The organism is Allobosea sp. 05L423 (assembly GCF_056397745.1).
The window spans coordinates 11904-31850 of sequence record NZ_JBFTOA010000011.1; the positions used below are offsets into that span (position 1 = coordinate 11904).

At 67.0% G+C, this 19947-nt stretch carries 21 protein-coding genes; 11 read left to right on the forward strand and 10 right to left on the reverse strand.

The annotated features are described in order from the left end of the window. Positions 1–4 precede the first annotated feature (4 nt). Together AC1DNE_RS20690 and AC1DNE_RS20695 are read right to left on the reverse strand one after the other, a co-directional pair. Positions 5–4015, reverse strand: a complete 4011-nt coding sequence (locus AC1DNE_RS20690; RefSeq protein WP_476804032.1) for a Pls/PosA family non-ribosomal peptide synthetase — start codon at positions 4013–4015, stop codon at positions 5–7. 255 nt (positions 4016–4270) lie between these two features. After that, positions 4271–4867 carry a histidine phosphatase family protein gene (locus tag AC1DNE_RS20695; protein WP_441472850.1) on the reverse strand — a complete coding sequence of 199 codons (597 nt, stop codon included), beginning with the start codon at positions 4865–4867 and terminating at the stop codon, positions 4271–4273. 151 nt (positions 4868–5018) lie between these two features. Between AC1DNE_RS20695 and folP the strand changes: the two genes are divergently transcribed. Genes folP through folK form a run of 3 tightly spaced genes read left to right on the forward strand, consistent with a single transcriptional unit; the run spans position 5019 to position 6737 of the window. Further along, positions 5019–5861 (forward strand): dihydropteroate synthase, encoded by an 843-nt coding sequence (gene folP, locus AC1DNE_RS20700; protein WP_441472851.1) that lies wholly within the window; start codon positions 5019–5021, stop codon positions 5859–5861. Beyond that, the gene (gene folB / locus AC1DNE_RS20705) at positions 5858–6232 is read left to right on the forward strand and encodes a dihydroneopterin aldolase (protein ID WP_441472852.1); all 375 of its coding nucleotides are present in this window, start codon (positions 5858–5860) and stop codon (positions 6230–6232) included. The genes folP and folB overlap by 4 nt, the downstream gene beginning before the upstream one ends. After that, entirely contained in the window at positions 6222–6737 is a 516-nt protein-coding gene (gene folK / locus AC1DNE_RS20710; RefSeq protein WP_441472853.1) for a 2-amino-4-hydroxy-6-hydroxymethyldihydropteridine diphosphokinase, read from the forward strand. The genes folB and folK overlap by 11 nt, the downstream gene beginning before the upstream one ends. A 64-nt stretch (positions 6738–6801) precedes the next feature. Here folK and fabI read toward each other — a convergent pair whose 3' ends face one another. From fabI to AC1DNE_RS20725, 3 genes are all read right to left on the reverse strand, one after another. After that, positions 6802–7641 (reverse strand): enoyl-ACP reductase FabI, encoded by an 840-nt coding sequence (fabI, locus tag AC1DNE_RS20715; RefSeq protein ID WP_441472854.1) that lies wholly within the window; start codon positions 7639–7641, stop codon positions 6802–6804. A gap of 166 nt (positions 7642–7807) precedes the next feature. Beyond that, on the reverse strand, positions 7808–8752 hold the full coding sequence (locus AC1DNE_RS20720; protein ID WP_441472855.1) for a DnaJ C-terminal domain-containing protein: 945 nt from the start codon (positions 8750–8752) through the stop codon (positions 7808–7810). Between the two features lie 156 nt (positions 8753–8908). Beyond that, positions 8909–9364 carry an RT0821/Lpp0805 family surface protein gene (locus AC1DNE_RS20725; protein WP_476766439.1) on the reverse strand — a complete coding sequence of 152 codons (456 nt, stop codon included), beginning with the start codon at positions 9362–9364 and terminating at the stop codon, positions 8909–8911. A gap of 124 nt (positions 9365–9488) precedes the next feature. Between AC1DNE_RS20725 and pdxH the strand changes: the two genes are divergently transcribed. From pdxH to AC1DNE_RS20750, 5 genes are all read left to right on the forward strand, one after another. Further along, the gene (pdxH, locus tag AC1DNE_RS20730; RefSeq protein ID WP_441472857.1) at positions 9489–10103 is read left to right on the forward strand and encodes a pyridoxamine 5'-phosphate oxidase; all 615 of its coding nucleotides are present in this window, start codon (positions 9489–9491) and stop codon (positions 10101–10103) included. Positions 10104–10116: 13 nt separating this feature from the next. Next, entirely contained in the window at positions 10117–10893 is a 777-nt protein-coding gene (locus tag AC1DNE_RS20735) for an SDR family NAD(P)-dependent oxidoreductase (RefSeq protein WP_441472858.1), read from the forward strand. Further along, positions 10874–11389, forward strand: a complete 516-nt coding sequence (locus AC1DNE_RS20740; RefSeq protein ID WP_441472859.1) for an NUDIX hydrolase — start codon at positions 10874–10876, stop codon at positions 11387–11389. The genes AC1DNE_RS20735 and AC1DNE_RS20740 overlap by 20 nt, the downstream gene beginning before the upstream one ends. Beyond that, the gene (locus AC1DNE_RS20745) at positions 11386–11829 is read left to right on the forward strand and encodes a TIGR02301 family protein (RefSeq protein WP_441472860.1); all 444 of its coding nucleotides are present in this window, start codon (positions 11386–11388) and stop codon (positions 11827–11829) included. Before AC1DNE_RS20740 ends, AC1DNE_RS20745 begins: the two co-directional genes overlap by 4 nt. Before the next feature lie 183 nt (positions 11830–12012). Next, entirely contained in the window at positions 12013–12282 is a 270-nt protein-coding gene (locus AC1DNE_RS20750; protein ID WP_441472861.1) for a hypothetical protein, read from the forward strand. A gap of 134 nt (positions 12283–12416) precedes the next feature. On the opposite strand, the gene AC1DNE_RS20755 is transcribed toward AC1DNE_RS20750, so the two are convergent. The 4 genes from AC1DNE_RS20755 to AC1DNE_RS20770 form a co-directional block, all read right to left on the reverse strand. Continuing rightward, positions 12417–13703 carry an RNA polymerase sigma factor gene (locus AC1DNE_RS20755; RefSeq protein WP_476766437.1) on the reverse strand — a complete coding sequence of 429 codons (1287 nt, stop codon included), beginning with the start codon at positions 13701–13703 and terminating at the stop codon, positions 12417–12419. A 62-nt stretch (positions 13704–13765) separates the two neighbouring features. Beyond that, positions 13766–14191 carry a YciI family protein gene (locus AC1DNE_RS20760; RefSeq protein ID WP_441472863.1) on the reverse strand — a complete coding sequence of 142 codons (426 nt, stop codon included), beginning with the start codon at positions 14189–14191 and terminating at the stop codon, positions 13766–13768. 73 nt (positions 14192–14264) lie between these two features. Next, positions 14265–14687 (reverse strand): YciI family protein, encoded by a 423-nt coding sequence (locus AC1DNE_RS20765; protein ID WP_476766436.1) that lies wholly within the window; start codon positions 14685–14687, stop codon positions 14265–14267. 184 nt (positions 14688–14871) lie between these two features. Further along, positions 14872–16212: a dihydroorotase gene (locus tag AC1DNE_RS20770; protein ID WP_476766435.1), complete on the reverse strand. Its 1341-nt coding sequence runs from the start codon at positions 16210–16212 to the stop codon at positions 14872–14874. A gap of 150 nt (positions 16213–16362) precedes the next feature. Here AC1DNE_RS20770 and ygfZ point away from each other — a divergent pair, with 150 nt between their 5' ends. The 3 genes from ygfZ to AC1DNE_RS20785 are packed head-to-tail and all read left to right on the forward strand — an operon-like array spanning position 16363 to position 18511. Further along, positions 16363–17262 carry a CAF17-like 4Fe-4S cluster assembly/insertion protein YgfZ gene (gene ygfZ, locus AC1DNE_RS20775; RefSeq protein ID WP_476766447.1) on the forward strand — a complete coding sequence of 300 codons (900 nt, stop codon included), beginning with the start codon at positions 16363–16365 and terminating at the stop codon, positions 17260–17262. Then, positions 17259–17885 (forward strand): DNA-3-methyladenine glycosylase I, encoded by a 627-nt coding sequence (locus AC1DNE_RS20780; protein WP_441472867.1) that lies wholly within the window; start codon positions 17259–17261, stop codon positions 17883–17885. The genes ygfZ and AC1DNE_RS20780 overlap by 4 nt, the downstream gene beginning before the upstream one ends. Beyond that, entirely contained in the window at positions 17885–18511 is a 627-nt protein-coding gene (locus AC1DNE_RS20785; protein ID WP_441472868.1) for a YfbR-like 5'-deoxynucleotidase, read from the forward strand. The genes AC1DNE_RS20780 and AC1DNE_RS20785 overlap by 1 nt, the downstream gene beginning before the upstream one ends. Here AC1DNE_RS20785 and AC1DNE_RS20790 read toward each other — a convergent pair. Beyond that, positions 18486–19853: a pilus assembly protein TadG-related protein gene (locus AC1DNE_RS20790; protein ID WP_441472869.1), complete on the reverse strand. Its 1368-nt coding sequence runs from the start codon at positions 19851–19853 to the stop codon at positions 18486–18488. The two genes, AC1DNE_RS20785 and AC1DNE_RS20790, sit on opposite strands and share 26 nt — an antisense overlap. Between the last annotated feature and the right edge of the window lie 94 nt (positions 19854–19947).

A 19947-nucleotide genomic window follows, 5' to 3' on the forward strand; every position in this document is an offset into this window, starting at 1 on the left:
AGCTTCAGTGCGCCGAGGCCTTCGCCGGCACCGCCGGCGCACCCTCCCAGCGCGTATGCGCCGGCAGGTTTTCGCCCTTCATGATCACGGTCAGCAACCCGACCTGAGCGTAGTCGCCGACATGGGTGTCGTAGAGCACGGTCGCGCCGGCACCGACGCAGACGCCCTTGCCCAGCCTGACACGGCCGACCTTCATCACGCGATCCTCGTAGAGGTGCGTCTGCAGCGCCGAGTGGGCGTTGACCGTGCAGAAATCGCCGACCTTGATGCAGTCGAACTCGGTGATATCGGTAGAGTCGAGCCAGACGCCCTTCCCGTACTTCGCGCCGAACAGCATCAGGAACCAGGGCAGAAACGGCGTGCCGCGCAGATAGTCGAACAGCACCTTGCCGCCGAGGCCCCAATACATCACCGCGACGGCCTCGGTGCGCATCGCCCACCACGACCACATCGGCTTCATCACCGGCTTGTAGGTGCCCATCATCAGCCATTTGACGGCAGCGCAGATCAGGGCCTGGGCCACGGCGATCAGCACCGAGACCGCCATGAAGGACAGGGCAAGGCCGAGCCAGTCGCCCTCGTTGATCTTCTGCTGCAGCACCATGTCGACGGCGATGGTGCCGAAGGTGATGAACAGCATCGACGGGAAGGAAGTGTGCAACGCCTCGAAGACGCCGCGCCCGAACTGCTTGGCGAAGGAGGGCTTGTAGGTCCAGTCCGCGCCGAGATCGACCTTCTGACGGGTCGGCAGCTTGATCGGCGGGGAGCCGAACCAGGTGTCGCCGGGCTGCATCCGGTCATTGGCCGGCGGCTTCGACTTGATGCCGATCAACACCCGGTCTGGGATGACCGCGCCGGGCGGCACCACCGCGTCGTTGCCGACGAAGACCTGCTCGCCCGTGCGCGTCGCGTCGAGCCGCATATAGCCGCGGCGCATGTCCTCGTCGCCGAAGACGACCTCGTCGGCGATGAAGTTGCCCGCGCCGATGCCGGTGAGGTCGTAGCGGCCGGAGAGATTGGTCGAGATCTCCGCGCCCTTGCCGATGTGCGCGCCCATCAGCCGGTACCAGGCCCGCATATAGATCGTGGCAAAGAGCGAGGAGAGCGTCTCCAGCGTCACCTCGGTCGCCAGCGCCACCGTCCATTTGCGGGCGTAGAAGCCGGAATGGATCGAGTAGGAGCCGGAGGTGACGCGCGGCAGGATCGCCCAGCGCAACCCCGCCATCAGCAGCACGGTGAAGGCGATGAGGCCGATCGCGGTCGGCCAGGTCAGGATCGGCAGGAACCAGAGATAGCTGATCTCGGTCCAGCCGGCGATGAAGTCGTCGATCTTGTCGAACAGCCAGAAGGCCGGAAAGATCGGCAGTAGGCTGACCGGCGGCAGCACGATCAGCATCAGGAGGTAGAAGACGGTCATCAGCGCGCGCCGCGCCGGTGAGGCTTCGGCCTGCGGCGGCAGGGCGGCGAGGTCGACCGTGCCGATCTTGCGGCCGGGCGTGCCGTCCCAGATCTCGGCCTCTCCGACATGGACGCCGGGCTGAATGGCGGTGAGGTCGCCGATCTCGGCATGAGCGCCGATGACCGCGCCATGGCCGAGCACGACCGAAGCTCCCGCCGAGACATCCTTCCCGATCTTGATGCGGCCGATGATCAGCTTGTCGCCGATCGCCTCGCCATTGGCGAAGGTGGTCTTGGAGCCGAAGCTCGTGAAGTCGCCGATCTCGATCAGATCGATCGCGCCCGCCTCGTAATCGGAGATGACGACGTCGCGCCCGACCTTGGCACCGAGCAGGCGCCAGTAGAACCGCATCACCGGGGTGCCCTGGAGCCATTTGATATGGACGAGGCCGGCGACACGCGCCGCAAACCACCAGCGGAAATAGTAGACGCCCCAGAGCGGATAGACGCCGGGCTTGGTCCGGCCGAGCACGATCCACTTCAGCGCGACGGCAATGAGCCCGGTCGCGACGATGATCATGATGTAGACGCCGAGCAGGGCAGCGATCTGGCCGAGCAGCGGCAGATCCTCGCCCGAGAGGATCATGTAGGTGACGAAGACGCCGAGCCACTGCGCCGTCGACAGGCCGATGATGACCGGCAGCACAGCAGCCTGCGCCAACCCGCACAGGAAGCGCCGCAGGAACGGCGGAGGCGTGAAGGAGAGGTCCTCCGCCGTTGCCGCGCCCCGCTCGTCGAGCAGCGCGGCCATCGCACGCAGCGTACGGGCACCATAGACATCCTGCAGCGTGATGCCGGCATAGGCCGGCGTCTCCCGCACGATCGAGATGAAGCGCGCCGCGAGCAGCGAATGCCCACCCAGATCGACGAAGAAATCGGCTTCCAGCGGCAGGCTGGCTGCGCCGAGCACGCGCCTGGCGGCATCGAGCAGGGCGGCTTCCGTCTCGTTGCGCGGGGGCTCCTGTTCGCCCTCGGCGCTCGGCGCCGTCAGCGGCGCCGCCTTCAGCATCTTGCGGTCGACCTTGCCGGAAACCATGCGCGGCAGCGAGCCGACCGCCTCGAAATGCGCGGGAACCATGTAGGGCGGCAGCTTCTCGCGCAGTGCCGCTCTGAGCGCAGCACCGTCCACCGCCACGCCCGGCTCCGCCACGACGAAGGCGACGAGCCGCTCGATGCCGTCATCCGTGCGCAGCACGACGGCCGCCTGCGCCACGCCCGGCTCGTCCGCGAGCTTCGATTCGATCTCGCCGAGCTCGACGCGGAAGCCACGGATCTTGATCTGGTCGTCGATGCGGCCGTGGAAGACAATGTTGCCGTTCTCATCGAGGCTGACGGCATCGCCGGAGCGGTAGAGCACCGGGTCGCCCTCGCCGGCCAGCCCGGAAAACGGGTTGGCGATGAACTTCTCGGCCGTCAGTTCGGGGCGCCCGTGATAGCCCTTGGCGACGCCCGGCCCGCCGATCAGAAGCTCGCCCTGCTCGCCCGGATGGACCAGGCGCAAATCTTCGCCGACGACATAGGCGGTGTAGTTCGCGATCGGCTTGCCGATGGTGACGGTCTCACCGGGAACGACCTCGGCAGCGGTCGCCACGACCGTCGCCTCGGTCGGGCCGTAGGTGTTGAGGATGCGCCGGCCCGGCTTCGACCATTTCTGCACGATCGCCGGCGGCAGCGCCTCGCCGCCGAGCAGGATCAGCTTCAGGGAAGGCACGTCGGCCGGCAGGATGCCGAGCAGGGTCGGCACGGTGTCGATGACGGTGACGCCGGCCTCGTCGAGGATGGCAGGCAGCTTCTCGGCATCGCCCATCATCTCCGGCGAGGCGACGAAAAGCGTCGCCCCGACGAGATAAGGCGTCCAGATCTCCTCCATCGACAGGTCGAAGGCGACCGAGGCGCCCTGGAAGACGACGTCGTCGGGTCCGATGCCGTAGAGCGCGTTCCCGGAGCGCAGGAAATGGCAGATGTTGCGGTGGCTGATGACGATCGCCTTCGGCGTGCCCGTCGAGCCGGAGGTGTAGATCAGATAGGCCGGGTGTTCCTTGGTCAGCCCGGCCGGCCGCGCCGGCGGCTCATGCCCGTCCGCCGCGGCGGCGAGGATTTCGGGCGTCCAGACCTTGCGGTCCGTCTCCTCGGCCCGGGCGGCCCAGCCGGCGCAGGTGACGATGCCCTTGGCCTCGGCGTCATTGAGGCAGGTCGCGATGCGCTCGACCGGCGCATCCGCGTCGAAGGGCACCCAGGCCGCGCCCGCGCGCGTGATCGCGATCTGCGCGACGAGCAGATCGATGCCGCGCGGCATCCACAGGCCGACCATGTCGCCCGGCCCGACGCCGGCAAGCTGCAAGCCCCGCGCCTGCCGCCCGGCCTGGGCCCAGACCTCGGCATAGCTGAGGCGACGTTCGCGATCGACAAGAGCGGGATGGTCAGGGCGAGCGGCTGCGGTCGCCGCAAAGATCTCGGCCAGCACCTCGTCACGGATCAGGTCCGGGCGCTTCTCGCCGGCCAGCATGGCAAGGAGGTTTGCGCCGGCCGGATCAGACGCCGCCGACAGCTTCGTCATATCGTTCATCGCGCCCCGCTGCGCTCAAAGGCCCGTCGCTATGACCGAGGCGGCTCATGCCTTCGGTCGGGCGGCACCTTGCCACGCACCCTATGAAGAAAACCGGAATCCGTCGCCACTGCGCCGCGACATCCGCGTGAGCCCCCCGGCCGGGCAGGCCGCCGCATCACGACGCTCTGCTAGCATATTCTTCCTGCCGAATCACGCGTGAACCGGTGATGAATGCCGGGATGCCGCCGGCACTGCCCGAGCCTCTCAGAGCCAGTCGGCCTTGCTCCCGGTGACGACGAGCAGCTTGCCCTGCCAGATCTCCACCCTGGCGGCGTCGCGTGGCGCAACCGCACCAACCAGCGCGAGCACGGCGCGCGCAACCCCGCCATGGCTGACGATCACCGTCTCGCGCCGCAAGCCTTCGAGCACCGGACGCACCCGTTCGGCCAGCATGCGATAGCTCTCGCCGCCCGGCGGCACGAAGCCCCATTTGTCGCGCTCGCGCAGATGCGCCTGCTCGCGCTCGGCCTTGCGGACATCGCGCCAGGTAAAGCCTTCCCATTCGCCGAAGGTCAGCTCCCGCAGCCGGTCATCGACGGCATAGCCGCCTTCCGGCAGAGCGAGTTCGCGGCTCAGGATGTCCATCGTCTCGCGCGCCCGCCGCATCGGCGATGAGATGTAGTCGAGCTCGGCATAGGCCGGCTCCAGCGTCTTCAGACGGCCGGCGGCCTCAGCCGCCTGTTCACGGCCGAGATCGTTGAGCGGGATATCCTGTCCGCCTTGCAGCCGCCCCTCGCGATTCCAGTCGGTTTCGCCGTGGCGGACGAGGATGAGCCGATGCGAAAGCGAAAGCGGAAGCATGCGGGGCTTCTGCACGCTGACGCCGCCCGCGTCAAAAGCCAAAGGCGGCCGGAGCCCATGCATCCGCCCCATAGCGACAATCGGCCGCTTTCTGTGGCCCATCTCACACGGGATGTGTATAGCGCCCTTGCCCAATCATCGGCGGAACCGCATGCCCTTCTCCCTCGCCTTGCCCGATGGCCGCAGCCTTGCGCTCGATGCGCAGCCGCTGGTCATGGGCATCGTCAACGTCACGCCCGATTCCTTTTCGGATGGCGGCCTGCACGCCGGTACCGAGGCCGCGGTGTCGCATGGCGAACGCCTTGTCGCCGAGGGGGCGGCCATCGTCGATGTCGGTGGCGAGTCGACCCGGCCGGGCCATGCCACCGTCGATGCCGAGACCGAGAAGGCGCGCGTGCTGCCGGTGATCGCCGGGCTGAAGGCGCGGGTCGAGACGCCGATCTCCATCGACAGCTACAAGGCCGAGATCGCGGAAGCGGCGCTCGCCGCCGGCGCATCGATCGTCAACGACGTCTGGGGCGCCCAGCGCGATCCGCGCATCGCCGCGGTCGCAGCACGGGCCGGCGCCCCGATCATCCTGATGCACAACCGCGAGAAGGCCGACGGCGCGCTCGACATCTTCGACGAGGTGCTGCGCTTCCTCGAGCGCTCGATCGCGATCGCGACGCAGGCCGGCGTCCCACGTGACCAGATCGTCGTCGATCCCGGCATCGGCTTCGGCAAGACCATCAGCCAGAATCTCGACCTGATCCACCATCTCGACCGGCTCGGCGAGCTCGGCTGCCCGATCCTGCTCGGCGCCTCGCGCAAATCGACGCTCGGGCATATCACCGGCCGCACGATCCCGGCCGAACGGCTCGCCGCCAGCATCGCCGCCCATCTCTACGGCGCCAGCCGCGGCGCCGCCATCATCCGCGCCCATGACGTCGCGCCCCATATCGATGCGCTGAAGACCTGGGCCGCGATCGAGGACAGCACGAAGGCAGACCTGTGAGCGAAACCGGCCGCATCCTGATCGAGAAGCTCGATATCTACGCCTATCACGGCTTTTTCTCGGAGGAGGAGCGGCTCGGCCAGCGCTTTGTTCTCGACCTCGTGCTCGACGTCGACCTGCGTGCCGCCGCCGCCAGCGACCGCCTGGCCGATACGGTCGATTACGGGCGTGCCGTCGCCATCGTGAACGACGCTTTCACGGCCTGCCGTTATCACCTGCTTGAAGGCGCAGCCCGTGCCGTGGCTTTGGCGATCCTCGACGCTTTTCCCTCGGTCGATGCTGTGGAAGTCACGTTGCGCAAGCCGGCGCCTCCGATCCCGGCGACGCTCGGCTCGGTCGGCATCCAGTTGAGATTCCAGCGTGAAGGTTGAAGCCGCGCTCGCCTTCGGCGGCAATCTCGGCGATCCCGTCGCCGCCTTCGCCGCGGCCTTGCATGGGTTGCGCGACCACCCGGCCATCACTCTTGGCCGGCTGTCCTCGATCTATCGCACACCGCCCTGGGGCAAGACCGACCAGCCGGAATTCCTCAACATGGCAGCTCTGGTCGAGACATCGCTCGCCCCGCAGGACCTGCTCGCGTTCTGCCTTGAACTGGAGCGTGCCGGCGGCCGCGAACGGCGCGAGCGCTGGGGACCGCGCACGCTCGACATCGACATCCTGACCTATGGCGATGCGGTCATCGACCAGGCGCGGCTGCAGATTCCGCACCCGCGCATTCCCGAGCGCGCCTTCGTGCTGACGCCGCTGGCGGAGATCCTGCCACAACGCCTGATCGGCGGACGGACGGTGGCCGATCTGCTTGCAGCCGCCGCAGACGAAACGATCCGCCGCGACGACGGCGCGACGGATCGCTTGAAAACCTTGCTGGCGGGCTAGTTCTCTATTTCCGCATTGAAACGATCCGGAAAGTGGATGTCACTTTCCGGTTCGATGCTTGCGCTCACTCGCCCTTGTCGAGGGAGATGTCCGGCGCGGTCGGCACCTTCATGCCGACGACATGGTAGCCGGCATCGACATGCATGATCTCGCCGGTGATGCCGCGCGACATGTCGGAGACGAGGAACACGGCGGTCTCGCCGACCTCCTCGATGGTCACCGTGCGGCGCAGCGGCGAGTTGTACTCGTTCCAGCGCAGGATGTAGCGGAAATCGCCGATGCCGGAGGCGGCCAGCGTCTTGATCGGGCCGGCCGAGATCGCGTTGACGCGGATCTTCGAGGGGCCGAGATCGGCGGCGAGATACTGCACGCTCGATTCCAACGCCGCCTTGGCAATGCCCATGACATTGTAATGCGGCATCCACTTCTCGGCGCCGTAATAGGTCAGCGTCAGCAGCGAGCCGCCATCGGGCATCAGCTTCTCGGCGCGCTGGGTGATCGCGGTGAAGGAATAACAGGAGATCAGCAGCGATTTGGAGAAGTTCGCCTCGGTGGTCTCGACATAGCGGCCGGTCAGCTCGTCCTTGTCGGAGAAGGCGATGCAGTGGACGACGAAGTCGAGCTTGCCCCAGAGCTTCTCGACCTCGGCGAAGACCGCGTCGATCGTGGCGCCGTCGGTGACGTCGCAATGGCCGACCACATGGCCGCCGAGTTCCTTGGCGAGCGGCTCCACCCGCTTCTTCAGCGCATCGCCCTGATAGGTGAAGGCGAGTTCCGCGCCCGCGTCGGCCGCCGCCTTGGCGATGCCCCAGGCGATGGAGCGGTTGTTCGCGACGCCCATCACGAGTCCGCGCTTGCCCTTGAGGAGATTGGCGGTCGGCGAAATGGCGTTGGAATCAGGCATGGGGAACCCGCAGGGTGAACGAGGAGCAGGTCTCTTAGAACAGTCGCAGGGAAACGGGAACCGCTTTTGACGCCGGCCTCCACGGTTGAATCACGCATCCGGCCCCAATCGGGGGTATTTTCCCTCCGATCGGGCCGGCAAAGGCCCATCGCATAATGCTGGAAGGTTAGCCGGCCTCGCTGCGCGCCTTCATCAGGGCGGTCAACTCGGCGTCGCTTGCCGGCATCTCGATATCGATCGCGACGAAGAGGTCGCCAACCGCGCCCTTCTCGCCCTTGAGCCCTTTGCCGCGCAGGCGGAACTGCTTGGTCGTGCCGGTCATCGGCGGGATCGTCATCTCGACGGCGCCGGTCAGCGTCGGGACGTGCAGCGGCCCGCCAAGGACCGCCTTGGTGAGCGGCACCGCGACGCGGGTGCGCAGATCCTTGCCGTCGACTGTGAAGCGCGGGTCCGGCTTGATCTTGATCGTCATCATCACGTCGCCGGTCTCGCCGGAGAACGGATCGGTCTGGCCGAGACCGCGCAGGCGCATCACCTTGCCGTCGGTGACGCCTTCGGGGATGGTGATCTCGACCTCGCGCCCGGTCGGCAGCTTGACCCGGCGCGCGCCGCCGGTCACGGCCTGAGCCAGCGTGACCTCGAGCGTGAAGCTCTGCTCCGCCGGCTTCTGCGGCTCGGGCCGCCCGCGCGAGCGCCGGCTCGCCTCGCCGAAGAGCGAGGAGAAGATGTCGGAGGCGTCGAAGCCGGCGTCGCCACCGGGCTGCCCGCCGCCGGGTTGCGCGCCGGCGCGCCCGCCGAAGGGGTTGCCGCCCTGGCCGAAATTGAATTCGAAGCCGCCGCTGCGGCCGCCGCGGCCGGCGCCCATGCCCTCGAAGCCCTGGAACTTCGGCTTGCCCTCGGCATCGATCTCGCCGCGGTCGAACTGCTTGCGCTTGGTCTCGTCGCCCAGGATCTCATAGGCGGTGTTCAGCTCGGAGAAGCGGTCCTGCGCCTTCGGATCTTCCTGGTTGCGGTCCGGGTGCAGCTCCTTGGCACGGCGGCGGAAGGCCTTCTTGATCTCCGCATCGCTCGCGCCGCGGGCGACGCCCAGAACCTGATAGGGATCGCGCATCCAAAACCTCGTTTTCACGCAAAGTCGGACGGCCGGCATCGAAAGCCGGCATCCGTCCGCTCCGCCTTATCTGGGGATGGTGTGGCGCCGACGCAACACCCTCCGGGGGCCCTTCTGCACCCGCCGCAAACGCAAGGCAAGCCGATAGCTGGGCGCTCAGCTCACGCCCTTCCAGGGCGCGACATCCTTGACCGCCCACTCGCCGCCGGAGGGGCGGCAGGCGGTGCCTTGCAGCTTGGCCGGCCGGGTTTGCGTCTGGACGCTGGCGATGAAGGCCCGGCAGATCTCGTCCGACCGCAGGAACGGGCCACCTACCGGAATGAAGGAACCCTTGATGCCGCTCTGGGGGTTGTCCCAGGATACCGCGGCACCGTTGCCCTGCGGGTCGAGAGCGACGCTCATCGCGCCATCGGCGCGGCGCATGTCTTCGGGGCCGAGCTCGGCCGCAAGGCTGGCGAGGGCCGCCGGCCGGTCGCCGCCGCGTGCCGGCAGAATCGCGGAGGTCGTCGCGACCTCGTCCTCGCTCTTGCTCGACAGGCCGAGAATCGGAAAGGAGACCGAGCAGCCGGCGGCGAACAGCGCCAGCACGGCCACAGCCATCAGCGGGCGCATGGGGGCTGCGCGATCAGGAAGGCTTTGGAACGCTCCGGCCCCTGCCCTATATAAACCAGTCGCCCGTAACCGGATCACTTTGCGCTCGCCCGACGCCCAACTTCCACTGACCGAGGATTAGAACGTGCAACCGTTAACGAGCGGTGACTTCACCGAGGAAAACGAGCCTTTCGCCTTGTTCCAGAAGTGGTTGGACGAAGCGACGAAATCCGAGCCCAACGACCCGAACGGCATGGCGCTTTCGACCGTCGATGCCGACGGCCTGCCCAACAGCCGCATGGTGCTGCTGAAGGGCCACGGGCCGGACGGATTCGTCTTCTACACCAACACCGAAAGCCAGAAGGGCGAGGAGCTGCTCGGCCAGCCCAAGGCCGCGGCACTGTTCCACTGGAAGAGCCTGCGCCGGCAAATCCGCATCCGCGGCCCCGTCGCCCCCGTCACCGACGCCGAATCGGAGGCCTATTTCCAGTCGCGCCCGCGCGACAGCCGCATCGGCGCCTGGGCCTCGCAGCAGTCGCGCCCGCTGGAAAGCCGCTTCGCGCTGGAGAAAGCGGTCGCGGCCTATACGCTGAAGTTCGGCATCGGCGAGATCCCGCGCCCGCCCTATTGGCGCGGCTTTCGCATCACCCCTGTCTATATCGAGTTCTGGCGCGACGGCGCCTTCCGCCTGCACGACCGCATCATCTTCCGCCGCGGCTCGGCCGGTGAGCCCTGGTCCAAGACACGCTTCTACCCCTGAGGACTCCAGCCCCATGGCGATGCCGAAGTTCGATTTTCCGAAGACCGAGCCGGGCAAGCGCCCGGTCATGCTGCTGACCGGAGCGAGCCGCGGAATCGGCCATGCCACGGTGATGCAGTTCGCCATGGCGGGCTGGCGTATCCTGTCCTGCTCGCGCCAGGGCTTCTCCGAGAAGTGCCCCTGGCCCTCTGGTGCCGACGACCATGTCCAGATCGACCTCGGCGATCCCGAGGACACGATGCGCGGCATCGCCGAGATCAAGAAGCGGCTGGCCGTCGAGGGCGGCAAGCTGAATGCGCTGGTCAACAATGCCGGCATCTCGCCGAAGGGGCGCAACGGCGAGCGGCTCGGCGCCGCCACCACCTCCTTCAACGACTGGCACAAGGTCTTCCAGGTCAATTTCTTCGCGCCGATCATGCTGGCGCGCGGACTGCTCGACGAACTCACCGCCGCGAAGGGCGCGATCGTCAACGTCACCTCGATCGCCGGCTCACGCGTCCACCCCTTCGCCGGTGCCGCCTATGCCACCTCCAAGGCGGCTCTCGCCAGCCTCACCCGCGAGATGGCCGCCGATTTCGGGGCGTTCGGCATCCGCGTGAACTCGATCTCGCCGGGCGAGATCGATACCGCCATCCTCTCGCCGGGCACCGAGAAGATCGTCGCCACCCTGCCGATGAAGCGGCTCGGCAAGACCGACGAGGTCGCCAAGGCGATCTATTTCCTCTGCACGGACGCCTCGAGCTACGTCACCGGCTCGGAGCTGCACATCAATGGCGGACAGCACGTTTGACGCCGGTCAGCGCGCCATGAGCAAGGATGGCGGCCAGGTCATCCGCTTCCCCATGCCCGGCCGCGCGGCGGCTCGGCCCGTGCTCGCAGCGTCGGTCGCCGTCTTCCGCGAAGGCAAGGTGCTGCTGGCGACCCGCACCAAGCCGCCGGCCGACCAGCTCTGGTCGCTGCCCGGCGGCAAGGTCGAGGCCGGCGAGACGCTCGAGCAGGCGGCGCTGCGCGAACTCGACGAGGAGGTCGGCGTGACCGCCCGCATCCTCGGCTTCAACCGCCATGTCGAGATCTTCGGCCGCGATGCCAAGGGCGCCGTGACGCATCACTTCGTCGTCGCCTCCTTCGTCGGCGAATGGCTTTCCGGCGAACCGCAACCGGGCCCGGAGGCAGGCGCCGTGATGTGGGCCGATCCCCTGAAGATCGGCGGGCTCGCCACCACGCGCGAACTCGGCGACGTGCTGCGCCGGGCTCACAGCCTCTTCGCGGCCAGCGGGTCGGCATGAGGCGCGGCGCTCGCGCTTCGGCCGTTCTGGCCCTTGCCGTGCTCGCGCCGCTGGTTTCGCAGGCGCAGCAGCGAACGCCGCAGCCGGCGAAACCGCCCGCAGCCAAGCCTGCCGAACCGCCCGTCCAGGAGCCGGACGGCCCGCCCTATGAGCCGCAACTGCTCCAGCTCGCCGAGATCATGGGCTCGCTCGCCTATCTGCGCACGCTCTGCGGCGGCAAGGAGGCTCAGGATTGGCGCGCCCGCATGGCCGCCCTGATCGAGGCCGAAGGGCGCACCCCACAACGGCGCGACCGCCTGACCGCCGCTTTCAACCGCGGTTTCAAGGCCTATTCGCTGACCCACCGTTCCTGTACCGATGCCAGCCAGGAAGCCTCCGCGCGTCTCGCGGCTGAAGGCGAGGCCCTGTCGCGGGCGCTGGCCAGCCGCTATGGCGGATAGGCAACAGCTGTTGCCCGAATGCGATCTTCGGTGGAATTCTTCCGGTCGCGTTAACCTTTCTTAAACACCGCGGTAGCGTGCCGCTCTGGCACGGCCTATGACTTGAGTGTCGCCCAACCGTCGCGAACCGGGTCACAACCGGCGCGATTCGCATCAGATAGAAGGCCGCAGAGTCCCATTTCGATGCCAATCCAGCCCGAAGACACGATGCTCGACCCGAATCTCGCCGAAGACCATGGCGATGCGCGCCGCGTCGCCTACGGCTACGTCGAGGACGCCTTCACCGAAGCCCAGCAGGACGGGCTCGATTCGGATGCGCTCGCCCATGCCGCGCTCTTTGCTGCGCTCCGCACCCTGGTCGAGACCTATGGCGAGGAAGCCACCGCCGTCTTCACCGAGGCCCTGCCCGAGAAAGTTCGCTGCGGCGCCTTCACCACCGGCACGCGGCACTGAATCCAGGCGTCATTCTCGGGCGAAGCGAAGCGCAGACCCGGGAATCCCGGGACGGACAAGTGCGGAAGCCTCGGTTGGCATGAGATGCCCGGGTCAAGCCCGGGCATGACGGCTTAAGGCCTGGTGAGACATTCTCAGCTCGATGCGGCCCTGCAGGCACCAGCCCGTGCCGCTGCTGCTCGTTCTTCCATCAACGCTCGCTCCTTGACGTTGCGCGTCAGTGCTACAGCCTGCTCGAAGGCCGCAGCCGCCTCGGCAAGCCGGCCGAGCTTGGACAGCAGGTCGCCGCGCACGCTCGGCAGGAGATGGTAGCGCTTGAGCGACGGCTCGGTCGCCAGCGCTTCGACCAGTTCCAGCCCTGCTGCCGGCCCTTCAGCCATGCCGACCGCCACGGCCCGATTGAGCTCGACGATCGGCGACGGCATCACCCGGCCGAGCACCGCGTAGAGCGCCGCGATTCGCTGCCAGTCGGTCTCTTCCGCCGTGCGCGCACGGGCATGGCAGGCGGCCAGTGCCGCCTGCAGCAGATAGGGACCCGGCAAAGTGCCGGCGAGCCGCTCCGCCCGTTCCAGCGCCGCGAGCCCTCGTCCGATCAGAAGCCTGTCCCAGCGCGCGCGGTTCTGGTTGAGCAGCAGGATCGGCTCGCCATCGGGGCCGACGCGCGCCCGGAGTCGTGAAGCCTGCAGCTCCATCAGCGCGACAAGACCGAGCACCTCCGGTTCCTCCGGAGCCCGCGCCGCCAGGATGCGCCCGAGCCTCAGCGCTTCCTCGCACAGCGCCGGCCGCACCCAGTCCTGCCCGGCTGTCGCGGCATAGCCCTCGTTGAAGATCAGATAGATCACCTCCAGCACCGAGGCGAGCCGCTCCCCGAGTTCGGCGCCGGCGGGCACCTCATAGGGGACCTTCGCTTCGCTCAGCGTCTTCTTCGCCCGCACGATGCGCTGCGCCATCGTCGGTTCGGGCACCAGGAAGGCACGTGCGATCTCCTCGGTCGTCAGCCCGCCGAGCAGCCTGAGCGTCAGCGCCAGGCGCGCCTCCTTGGGGAGGACCGGGTGGCAGGCGGTGAAGATCAGCCGGAGCAGGTCGTCGCCGACCTCATCGTCGAGGGCGGCATCGAGATCGGGCATGGCCGGGCCGTCATTTTCGAGGTCGCGGCCGAGCTCTTCCTGCTTGCGCCGGGCCATCATCTCGTGGCGGGCGGCATCGAGCGCGCGATGCTTCGCGACCTGCATCAACCAGGCGGCGGGATTCCGGGGCACGCCCTCCTGCGGCCACTGCTTCAGCGCCGCGACGAGCGCTTCCTGCGCCAGCTCCTCGGCCCGGCCGACATCGCGGGTCAGGCGCGCAAGGCCCGCGATCAGCCGGGGCGACTCCATGCGCCAGACCGTCTCGATGGTGCGGTGTGCATCGCTGCCCGACATGGGAAGCGATACACACCATCAGCGCATCGGCTGGCAAGTGGCCCAGGCAAGGCGTCGATCGCTCAGCCCTGCCCCTCGGACTCGGCCTTGAGCCGGTCCCACTGCGCCGCCGTCTCCGGCGTGACGATCTCGCCGAAATCGGCCAGTTCGAACAGCGGCCGGATTTCGATCTCGGACGGACCCGGCATCGGATTGGGGCAGCGCTTGACCCAGGCGATCGCCTCGTCGAGCGATTGGCACTCCCAGAGCCAATAGCCTGCGACGAGCTCCTTGGTCTCGGCGAAGGGCCCGTCGACGACGGAGCGCTTGGCGCCGTCGAATTGGACGCGCGCGCCCTTCGAGCTGGGCTGCAAGCCGTCGCCGCCCTTCATGATGCCGGCTTTCACCAGCTCTTCGTTATAGGCCATCATCGCCTCGAGCAGCTCCTGGCTCGGCGGAGCGCCGGCTTCGCTGTCCTTCGTCGCCTTGACCATCACCATGAAACGCATCGGTTTTCTCCTTCGAGAGACGGGGGCGTAGCCTGCACCGTCCGTTGAGCTGGGTTTGGGGTATCGGGCCGGCTCAGCCGGGACGTTTCTCGAATTCGGCGCGCAGGTTTTCCTTCCGTTCGCGCCGCTCCGGCGTCACCATCTCGCCGAGATCCTCCATCTCGAAGACGGGCCTGAGCTCGATCTCGGTGCCGCCGTCGAAGGGCGCGCGCTTGAGCCATTCGACCGCTTCGTCGAAGGACTTCACCTGCCAGAGCCAGAAGCCGGCCAGCAGTTCCTTGGTCTCGGCGAAGGGGCCGTCGGTGATCGCGCGCTCGCTGCCCGAGAAGCGCATGCGGATGCCCTTGGACGTCGGCTGCAGGCCTTCCGCGGCGAGCAGGATGCCGGCCTTGATCAGTTCCTCGTTATAGACGCCCATCTTCGCGAAGACGTCCGGGTCCGGCATCACGCCGGCTTCGCTGTCCTTGCTTGCCTTGACCAGAACCATCACACGCATCGGTCTTCTCCTTGGGTTTGGGAGAACCGGGCGGCTTCGGCGCGGACCGCCGAAACCCGTTCTCTGACTGCACGTCGAACGGGCGCGGCTGGAATCGACAGCGCCGGGAATCTTTTTTCGCTTTTTTTTTGCGGAGCTGCCCGCGCGCTCATCCAGAGGCAAACGCGGGCGGCGCCGATCCGTTTCAGGCGCTACGCGGCAGCGCCTCCAGGAAGCGGGCCGGCTCACCCTGCGACGGCGTCGTCAGCTCGCCCTCCCACATCACCTTGAGGCCACGAACGAAGGTGCCGACCGGCCAGCCGGTCACGGTCACGCCGTCATAGGGCGTCCAGCCGCATTTCGAGGCGATCCAGTCATTGGTGATCGTCTCCCGGCGCTTGAGGTCGACGATCGTGAAATCGGCATCGTAGCCGACCGCGATCCGGCCCTTGCCTTCCAGTCCGAAGATGCGCTGCGGCCCATGGCTGGTCAGGTCGACGAAGCGCTCCAGCGAGAGCCGGCCAGCATTCACATGGTCGAGCATGATCGGCACCAGCGTCTGCACTCCGGGCATGCCGGAATGGCTTGCCGGATAGGCGTGGTGCTTCTCCTCATGAGTATGCGGCGCATGATCGGAGCCGAGCACGTCGACGATGCCCTGTTCCACGCCCCACCAGATGCGCTGGCGATGGCTGTCATCACGGATCGGGGGATTCATCTGGGCGTAGGTGCCGAGCCGCTCGTAGCAATCCGGCGCGACCAGCGTCAGATGGTTCGGCAGCACCTCGACGGTCGCGACGTCCTTGTGATCCCTGAGGAACAGCATCTCGTCCCCGGTCGAGATGTGCAGGATATGCACCCGCGCCCCGGTCTCGCGCGCGATGCGCACCAGCCGCGTCGTGCAGGTCAGCGCGACCTCGGGCGAGCGCCAGACCGGATGGCTTGCCGGATCGCCCTCGACGCGCAGGCCCATGCGCTCGCGCAGCATCGTCTCGTCCTCGGAGTGGAAGGCGGCGCGCCGGCGGGTGCGCTTGAGGATCTCGGCGACGCCCTTGTCGTCCTCGACCAAAAGATCGCCGGTGGACGAGCCCATGAACACCTTGATGCCGGCCGCGCCCGGCAGCCGCTCGAGCTCCGGCACGTCGGCAGCGTTCTCATGCGTGCCGCCGACCCAGAAGGCGAAGTCGCAATGCATGCGGTGCCGGCCGCGCCGGATCTTGTCGGCAAGCGCCTCCGGCGTCGTCGTCTGCGGGATGGTGTTCGGCATCTCGAAGACGCAGGTCACGCCGCCGAGGGCGGCAGCGCGCGAACCCGTCTCCAGATCCTCCTTGTGGTCGAGCCCCGGCTCGCGGAAATGCACCTGGCTGTCGATCACGCCGGGCAGGATGTGCAGGCCGGTGCAATCGACGACCTCGCCGGCCGAGGCCTGGGAGAGATCGCCCAGCGCCATGATCTTGCCGCCGGTGATGCCGATGTCGCGCGCGACGCGGCCATCCTGGTTGACCACCGTGCCGCCCTTGAGGATGACGTCATAGGTCTGCGGCATGGCGGTTCTCCGGGCGGTTGAGCAAAGGGCCGATGCGGCCTACCTATCGGCAGTCTCGCCGTCCCGAAAGCGGAAACAGCTTTCGGGTGGCGCGATCATCCCTTTCGGCCGCACGAGCCCGGCATGGAATCAGAACTGGAACGGCTGCCTATGTCCGCAACCCGATTGATCGATCGCGGCGTCATCCGCGTCAGCGGCGAGGATGCCCGCGACTTTCTGCAGAACATCGTCACCAACGAGATGGACGAGGTGACACCGGAACGGGCCGGCTATGGCGCGCTGCTGACACCGCAGGGCAAGATCATCTGCGATTTCTTCGTCGTCGCGCTGCCGGCGGAAGACGGGGGCGGCTTCCTGCTCGACACCCCCCTGCTCCAGACCGCCGATCTGATGAAACGTCTGAAACTCTACAAGCTGCGCGCCAAGGTCGCTCTGGAAGACCTCACCGAGAAGAGCGCCGTGCTCGTCTCGGCGGACGGAGCGCCGCTGCCGGGAGAGGCCGGCTTCGTCTATGACGACCCGCGCCTGCCGGCGCTCGGCCAGCGCGCCATTGCCGATGTCGAGGGCATCGATGAGCTCGTCACGGCCGAGCCCGACGCCTACCACGCCCGCCGCATCGCGCTCGGTATTCCCGCAGGCGGTCGCGATTTCCCCTATGGCGACACCTTCCCGCACGAAGCCCTGCTCGACCAGCTCGGCGGCGTCTCCTTCAAGAAGGGCTGCTATATCGGGCAGGAGGTCGTCTCCCGTATGCAGCATCGCGGCACGGCCCGCACCCGCGTCGTTCCGATCGCCTTCGACGACGGCATCGTCGCCGAGACCGGCGTGGAAGCGACCGCCGGCGGCAAGATGCTCGGCAGCATCGGCTCGGGCGCGAACGGCAAGGCGCTCGCCATGCTCCGCCTCGACCGGCTGGCCGATGCATTGGCGGCAGGCGAGACGCCGCTCGGTGGCGGCCTCGCCTTCCATCTCGCTGACAAGCCCGATTTCATCCGCTTCCCCTTCCCCGGCGAGACGGGCTTCGTAGCCGCCGCAGGAGTCGCCTTATGAGCGAAGAACGCATCGCGATCGAGGGGCCGGACGGCAAGTTCCGCTGCCGCTGGCCGGGAACGGACCCGCTTTATCTCGCCTATCACGACACCGAATGGGGCGTGCCGGAATATGATTCCCGTGCACTCTGGGAGAAACTGATCCTCGACGGTTTCCAGGCCGGCCTCTCCTGGATCACGATCCTGCGCAAGCGCGACGCCTTCCGCACCGGCTTCGCCAGCTTCGAGCCGGAAGCCGTCGCACGCTTCGGCGAGGCCGATGTCCAGCGCCTCCTGGCCGACCCCGGCATCATCCGCCATCGCGGCAAGATCGAGGGCACGATCAAGAGCGCGCAGGCCTATCTCAGGATCAGCGAGCGCGAGCCCTTCGCCGATTTCCTCTGGAAGCATCTCGATGGCCGCGTGCTGCAGAACGCCTTCCGCACCCATGAGGAGGTGCCGACGCAGACCAAGTTTTCAGAGGCTATGGCCAAGGAACTGAAGAAGGCCGGCTTCACCTTCTGCGGCCCGACCATCGTCTATGCCTTCATGCAGGCCTGCGGGCTGGTCAACGACCATCTCACCGGCTGCTTCCGCTACACCGAATGCGCCGAATTGGCGCGCGACTCCCGTCCCGCCGCCTGATGTCCCGCACGCCTGAACCGCCGCGTGCCTGGCAGCGCATGCTTTCGGGCCGGCGGCTCGATTTGCTCGATCCCTCTCCGCTCGACATCGAGATCGAGGACATCGCCCATGGACTCGCCCGCGTCGCCCGCTGGAATGGGCAGACGCGCGGCGCGCATTCCTTCTCGGTGGCGCAGCATTGCCTGCTGGTCGAGGCTATCGCGGGCTTCCTGTATCCGGACTGGAGCGAGGCGTGGCGGCTGATGGCGCTGCTGCACGACGCGCCGGAATACGTCATCGGCGACATGATCTCGCCGTTCAAGGTTGTGATGGGCGATGCCTACAAGAGCGTGGAGCTGCGCCTGCTCACGGCGATCCACCTGCGCTTTGGCCTGCCTGCAACCACACCGGCGATGCTGAAGCGCAAAACGAAGGAGGCCGACACCATCGCCGCCTTCTTCGAGGCGACGCAGCTCGCCGGTTTCGACCGTCCGGAGGCGCTGAAATTCTTCGGCCGGCCGCAGGCGCTGCCGGCCGAAGTCCTGGCCTGGCTCGACCCGCTGGACACCGAGACGGCGCAAGCGCGCTTCCTGGCGCGCTTCGCCGAACTCGGCGGCGGCCTCAGTGCGTCAGACGCACTGCGCTGATCTCGTTGGCGATCGACTTGAAGATCGGGCTGAGCTGCGAGGCGCTCGTCACCTCATAGTACATGGTCGAATCTGTGGCGCAGTTGCGCAGCATCGCCGCGTTTCCATCCATGACGCGGATCGTATAGACGCTGACGCCGGCCGCCTTGACGTTTGCGCAGGCAAGTTTCGTTCGAGCATCGATATTTGGATTGGGGGTGCTACCGTCGCCTTCGAAACGGTTCTGGGTGTTGTCGCCGTCGGTCAGCAAGATCATGTACTTCTTCAGCCGCGGCTCCGTATTTGGCTTGGCCTCCGTGTAGGGCGCGCCGGTCGACAGCGTTGCCCAGCCCCAGACTGCGCCGATGGTGACGTTGGTGGCGCCGACTGGTGTCATCGTATCGATCTTGGCCGTCAGCGCCGTCCAATCGGAACTCAACCCCATCGTTTGCGCCAGCGAGGTTTGGCCACACCAGGTCGCCGGATACTGCTGGGCGCTGGCGGAATACGCCCCGCCATCGGTGACGTCGTAGCTCTGGTCCCGGTCGGCTATGCAGCCCTCAGTCTTGACCCAGTTAGCCTTCGTCAGGGTCTCGGTGCAGGTCGTCACGCCCTTGCTGGTCTTGCAATTCGAAATTGTGGGGTCGGACGCAGCCGCACCGCTAGGCGCCTTGCAGTTGTTGCCGTTCTTGTCGCAGGTCATCGTCACCGACCGGGTCATGCCGTAGCGAATCCACGGCTCGTCCTTCAAGGCGCGGTCGATACGAACCTGCGTGTTGAACGGCACGATCGAGATCCGAATCTGATCCGTTTCGATCGCAGCGTCCTTCATAATCTGAATCAGATCCTTCGACGCCTGTTTCAGCGCCGTCATCTTTCCCGAGGACGACATCGAGCCCGTATTGTCGAGCACCAGGGCCAGCTCGATCTTGTTCGTTCCCCAGGTCGATTGGCTGTCACTGGCGACAGGAATGTACTGAGGTCCAAGCACGCGCCCGATCGTCGTCTCCACATTGGCGTTCGCCGTGATCTTGATCGTTCGCGCCGTGCGGTCGATCACCACGTTCGCACCGGTGAATTCACTCTTCGCGCTCGCCGGCAGATTGTCGCGGATCCAGGAATCGATCCGATCCCTGAGTTGCCCGTCCGTCAGCTTCTGGGCGTCGCGCGCCGCCATCAGCGAGGCGGAATCGATCGCCGAGCTCAGCGCCTGGCGGGCGTTGCTGGCGCGCGAGTAGTCGACGGTGACGCCGACGATGCCGATGAGCGGAAGCGTCAGGAAGCCGGTCATGACGAGCACGTTGCCGCGCTGGTCGCGGCGGAACCGCCGCATTAATTCCGAAATGAAAGCGAGCTTGACCATGACATCTCATCCTGGGCCGGATTGCCGCATTGAGCCGGATGAGGGTTGGGGCTCGGAGCTTACGAATTGCTAAAATCGATTCATGGAACTCGGC

What these genes read in the sequence shown, in the direction of transcription:
- AC1DNE_RS20690 (WP_476804032.1), bottom strand. Translation starts at nt 4,015, where the DNA reads ATGACGAAGCTGTCGGCGGCGTCTGATCCGGCCGGCGCAAACCTCCTT.
- AC1DNE_RS20695 (WP_441472850.1), bottom strand. Translation starts at nt 4,867, where the DNA reads ATGCTTCCGCTTTCGCTTTCGCATCGGCTCATCCTCGTCCGCCACGGC.
- folP (WP_441472851.1), top strand. Translation starts at nt 5,019, where the DNA reads ATGCCCTTCTCCCTCGCCTTGCCCGATGGCCGCAGCCTTGCGCTCGAT.
- fabI (WP_441472854.1), bottom strand. Translation starts at nt 7,641, where the DNA reads ATGCCTGATTCCAACGCCATTTCGCCGACCGCCAATCTCCTCAAGGGC.
- AC1DNE_RS20720 (WP_441472855.1), bottom strand. Translation starts at nt 8,752, where the DNA reads ATGCGCGATCCCTATCAGGTTCTGGGCGTCGCCCGCGGCGCGAGCGAT.
- AC1DNE_RS20725 (WP_476766439.1), bottom strand. Translation starts at nt 9,364, where the DNA reads ATGCGCCCGCTGATGGCTGTGGCCGTGCTGGCGCTGTTCGCCGCCGGC.
- AC1DNE_RS20735 (WP_441472858.1), top strand. Translation starts at nt 10,117, where the DNA reads ATGGCGATGCCGAAGTTCGATTTTCCGAAGACCGAGCCGGGCAAGCGC.
- AC1DNE_RS20740 (WP_441472859.1), top strand. Translation starts at nt 10,874, where the DNA reads ATGGCGGACAGCACGTTTGACGCCGGTCAGCGCGCCATGAGCAAGGAT.
- AC1DNE_RS20745 (WP_441472860.1), top strand. Translation starts at nt 11,386, where the DNA reads ATGAGGCGCGGCGCTCGCGCTTCGGCCGTTCTGGCCCTTGCCGTGCTC.
- AC1DNE_RS20750 (WP_441472861.1), top strand. Translation starts at nt 12,013, where the DNA reads ATGCCAATCCAGCCCGAAGACACGATGCTCGACCCGAATCTCGCCGAA.
- AC1DNE_RS20755 (WP_476766437.1), bottom strand. Translation starts at nt 13,703, where the DNA reads ATGTCGGGCAGCGATGCACACCGCACCATCGAGACGGTCTGGCGCATG.
- AC1DNE_RS20760 (WP_441472863.1), bottom strand. Translation starts at nt 14,191, where the DNA reads ATGCGTTTCATGGTGATGGTCAAGGCGACGAAGGACAGCGAAGCCGGC.
- AC1DNE_RS20765 (WP_476766436.1), bottom strand. Translation starts at nt 14,687, where the DNA reads ATGCGTGTGATGGTTCTGGTCAAGGCAAGCAAGGACAGCGAAGCCGGC.
- AC1DNE_RS20770 (WP_476766435.1), bottom strand. Translation starts at nt 16,212, where the DNA reads ATGCCGCAGACCTATGACGTCATCCTCAAGGGCGGCACGGTGGTCAAC.
- ygfZ (WP_476766447.1), top strand. Translation starts at nt 16,363, where the DNA reads ATGTCCGCAACCCGATTGATCGATCGCGGCGTCATCCGCGTCAGCGGC.
- AC1DNE_RS20780 (WP_441472867.1), top strand. Translation starts at nt 17,259, where the DNA reads ATGAGCGAAGAACGCATCGCGATCGAGGGGCCGGACGGCAAGTTCCGC.
- AC1DNE_RS20785 (WP_441472868.1), top strand. Translation starts at nt 17,885, where the DNA reads ATGTCCCGCACGCCTGAACCGCCGCGTGCCTGGCAGCGCATGCTTTCG.
- AC1DNE_RS20790 (WP_441472869.1), bottom strand. Translation starts at nt 19,853, where the DNA reads ATGGTCAAGCTCGCTTTCATTTCGGAATTAATGCGGCGGTTCCGCCGC.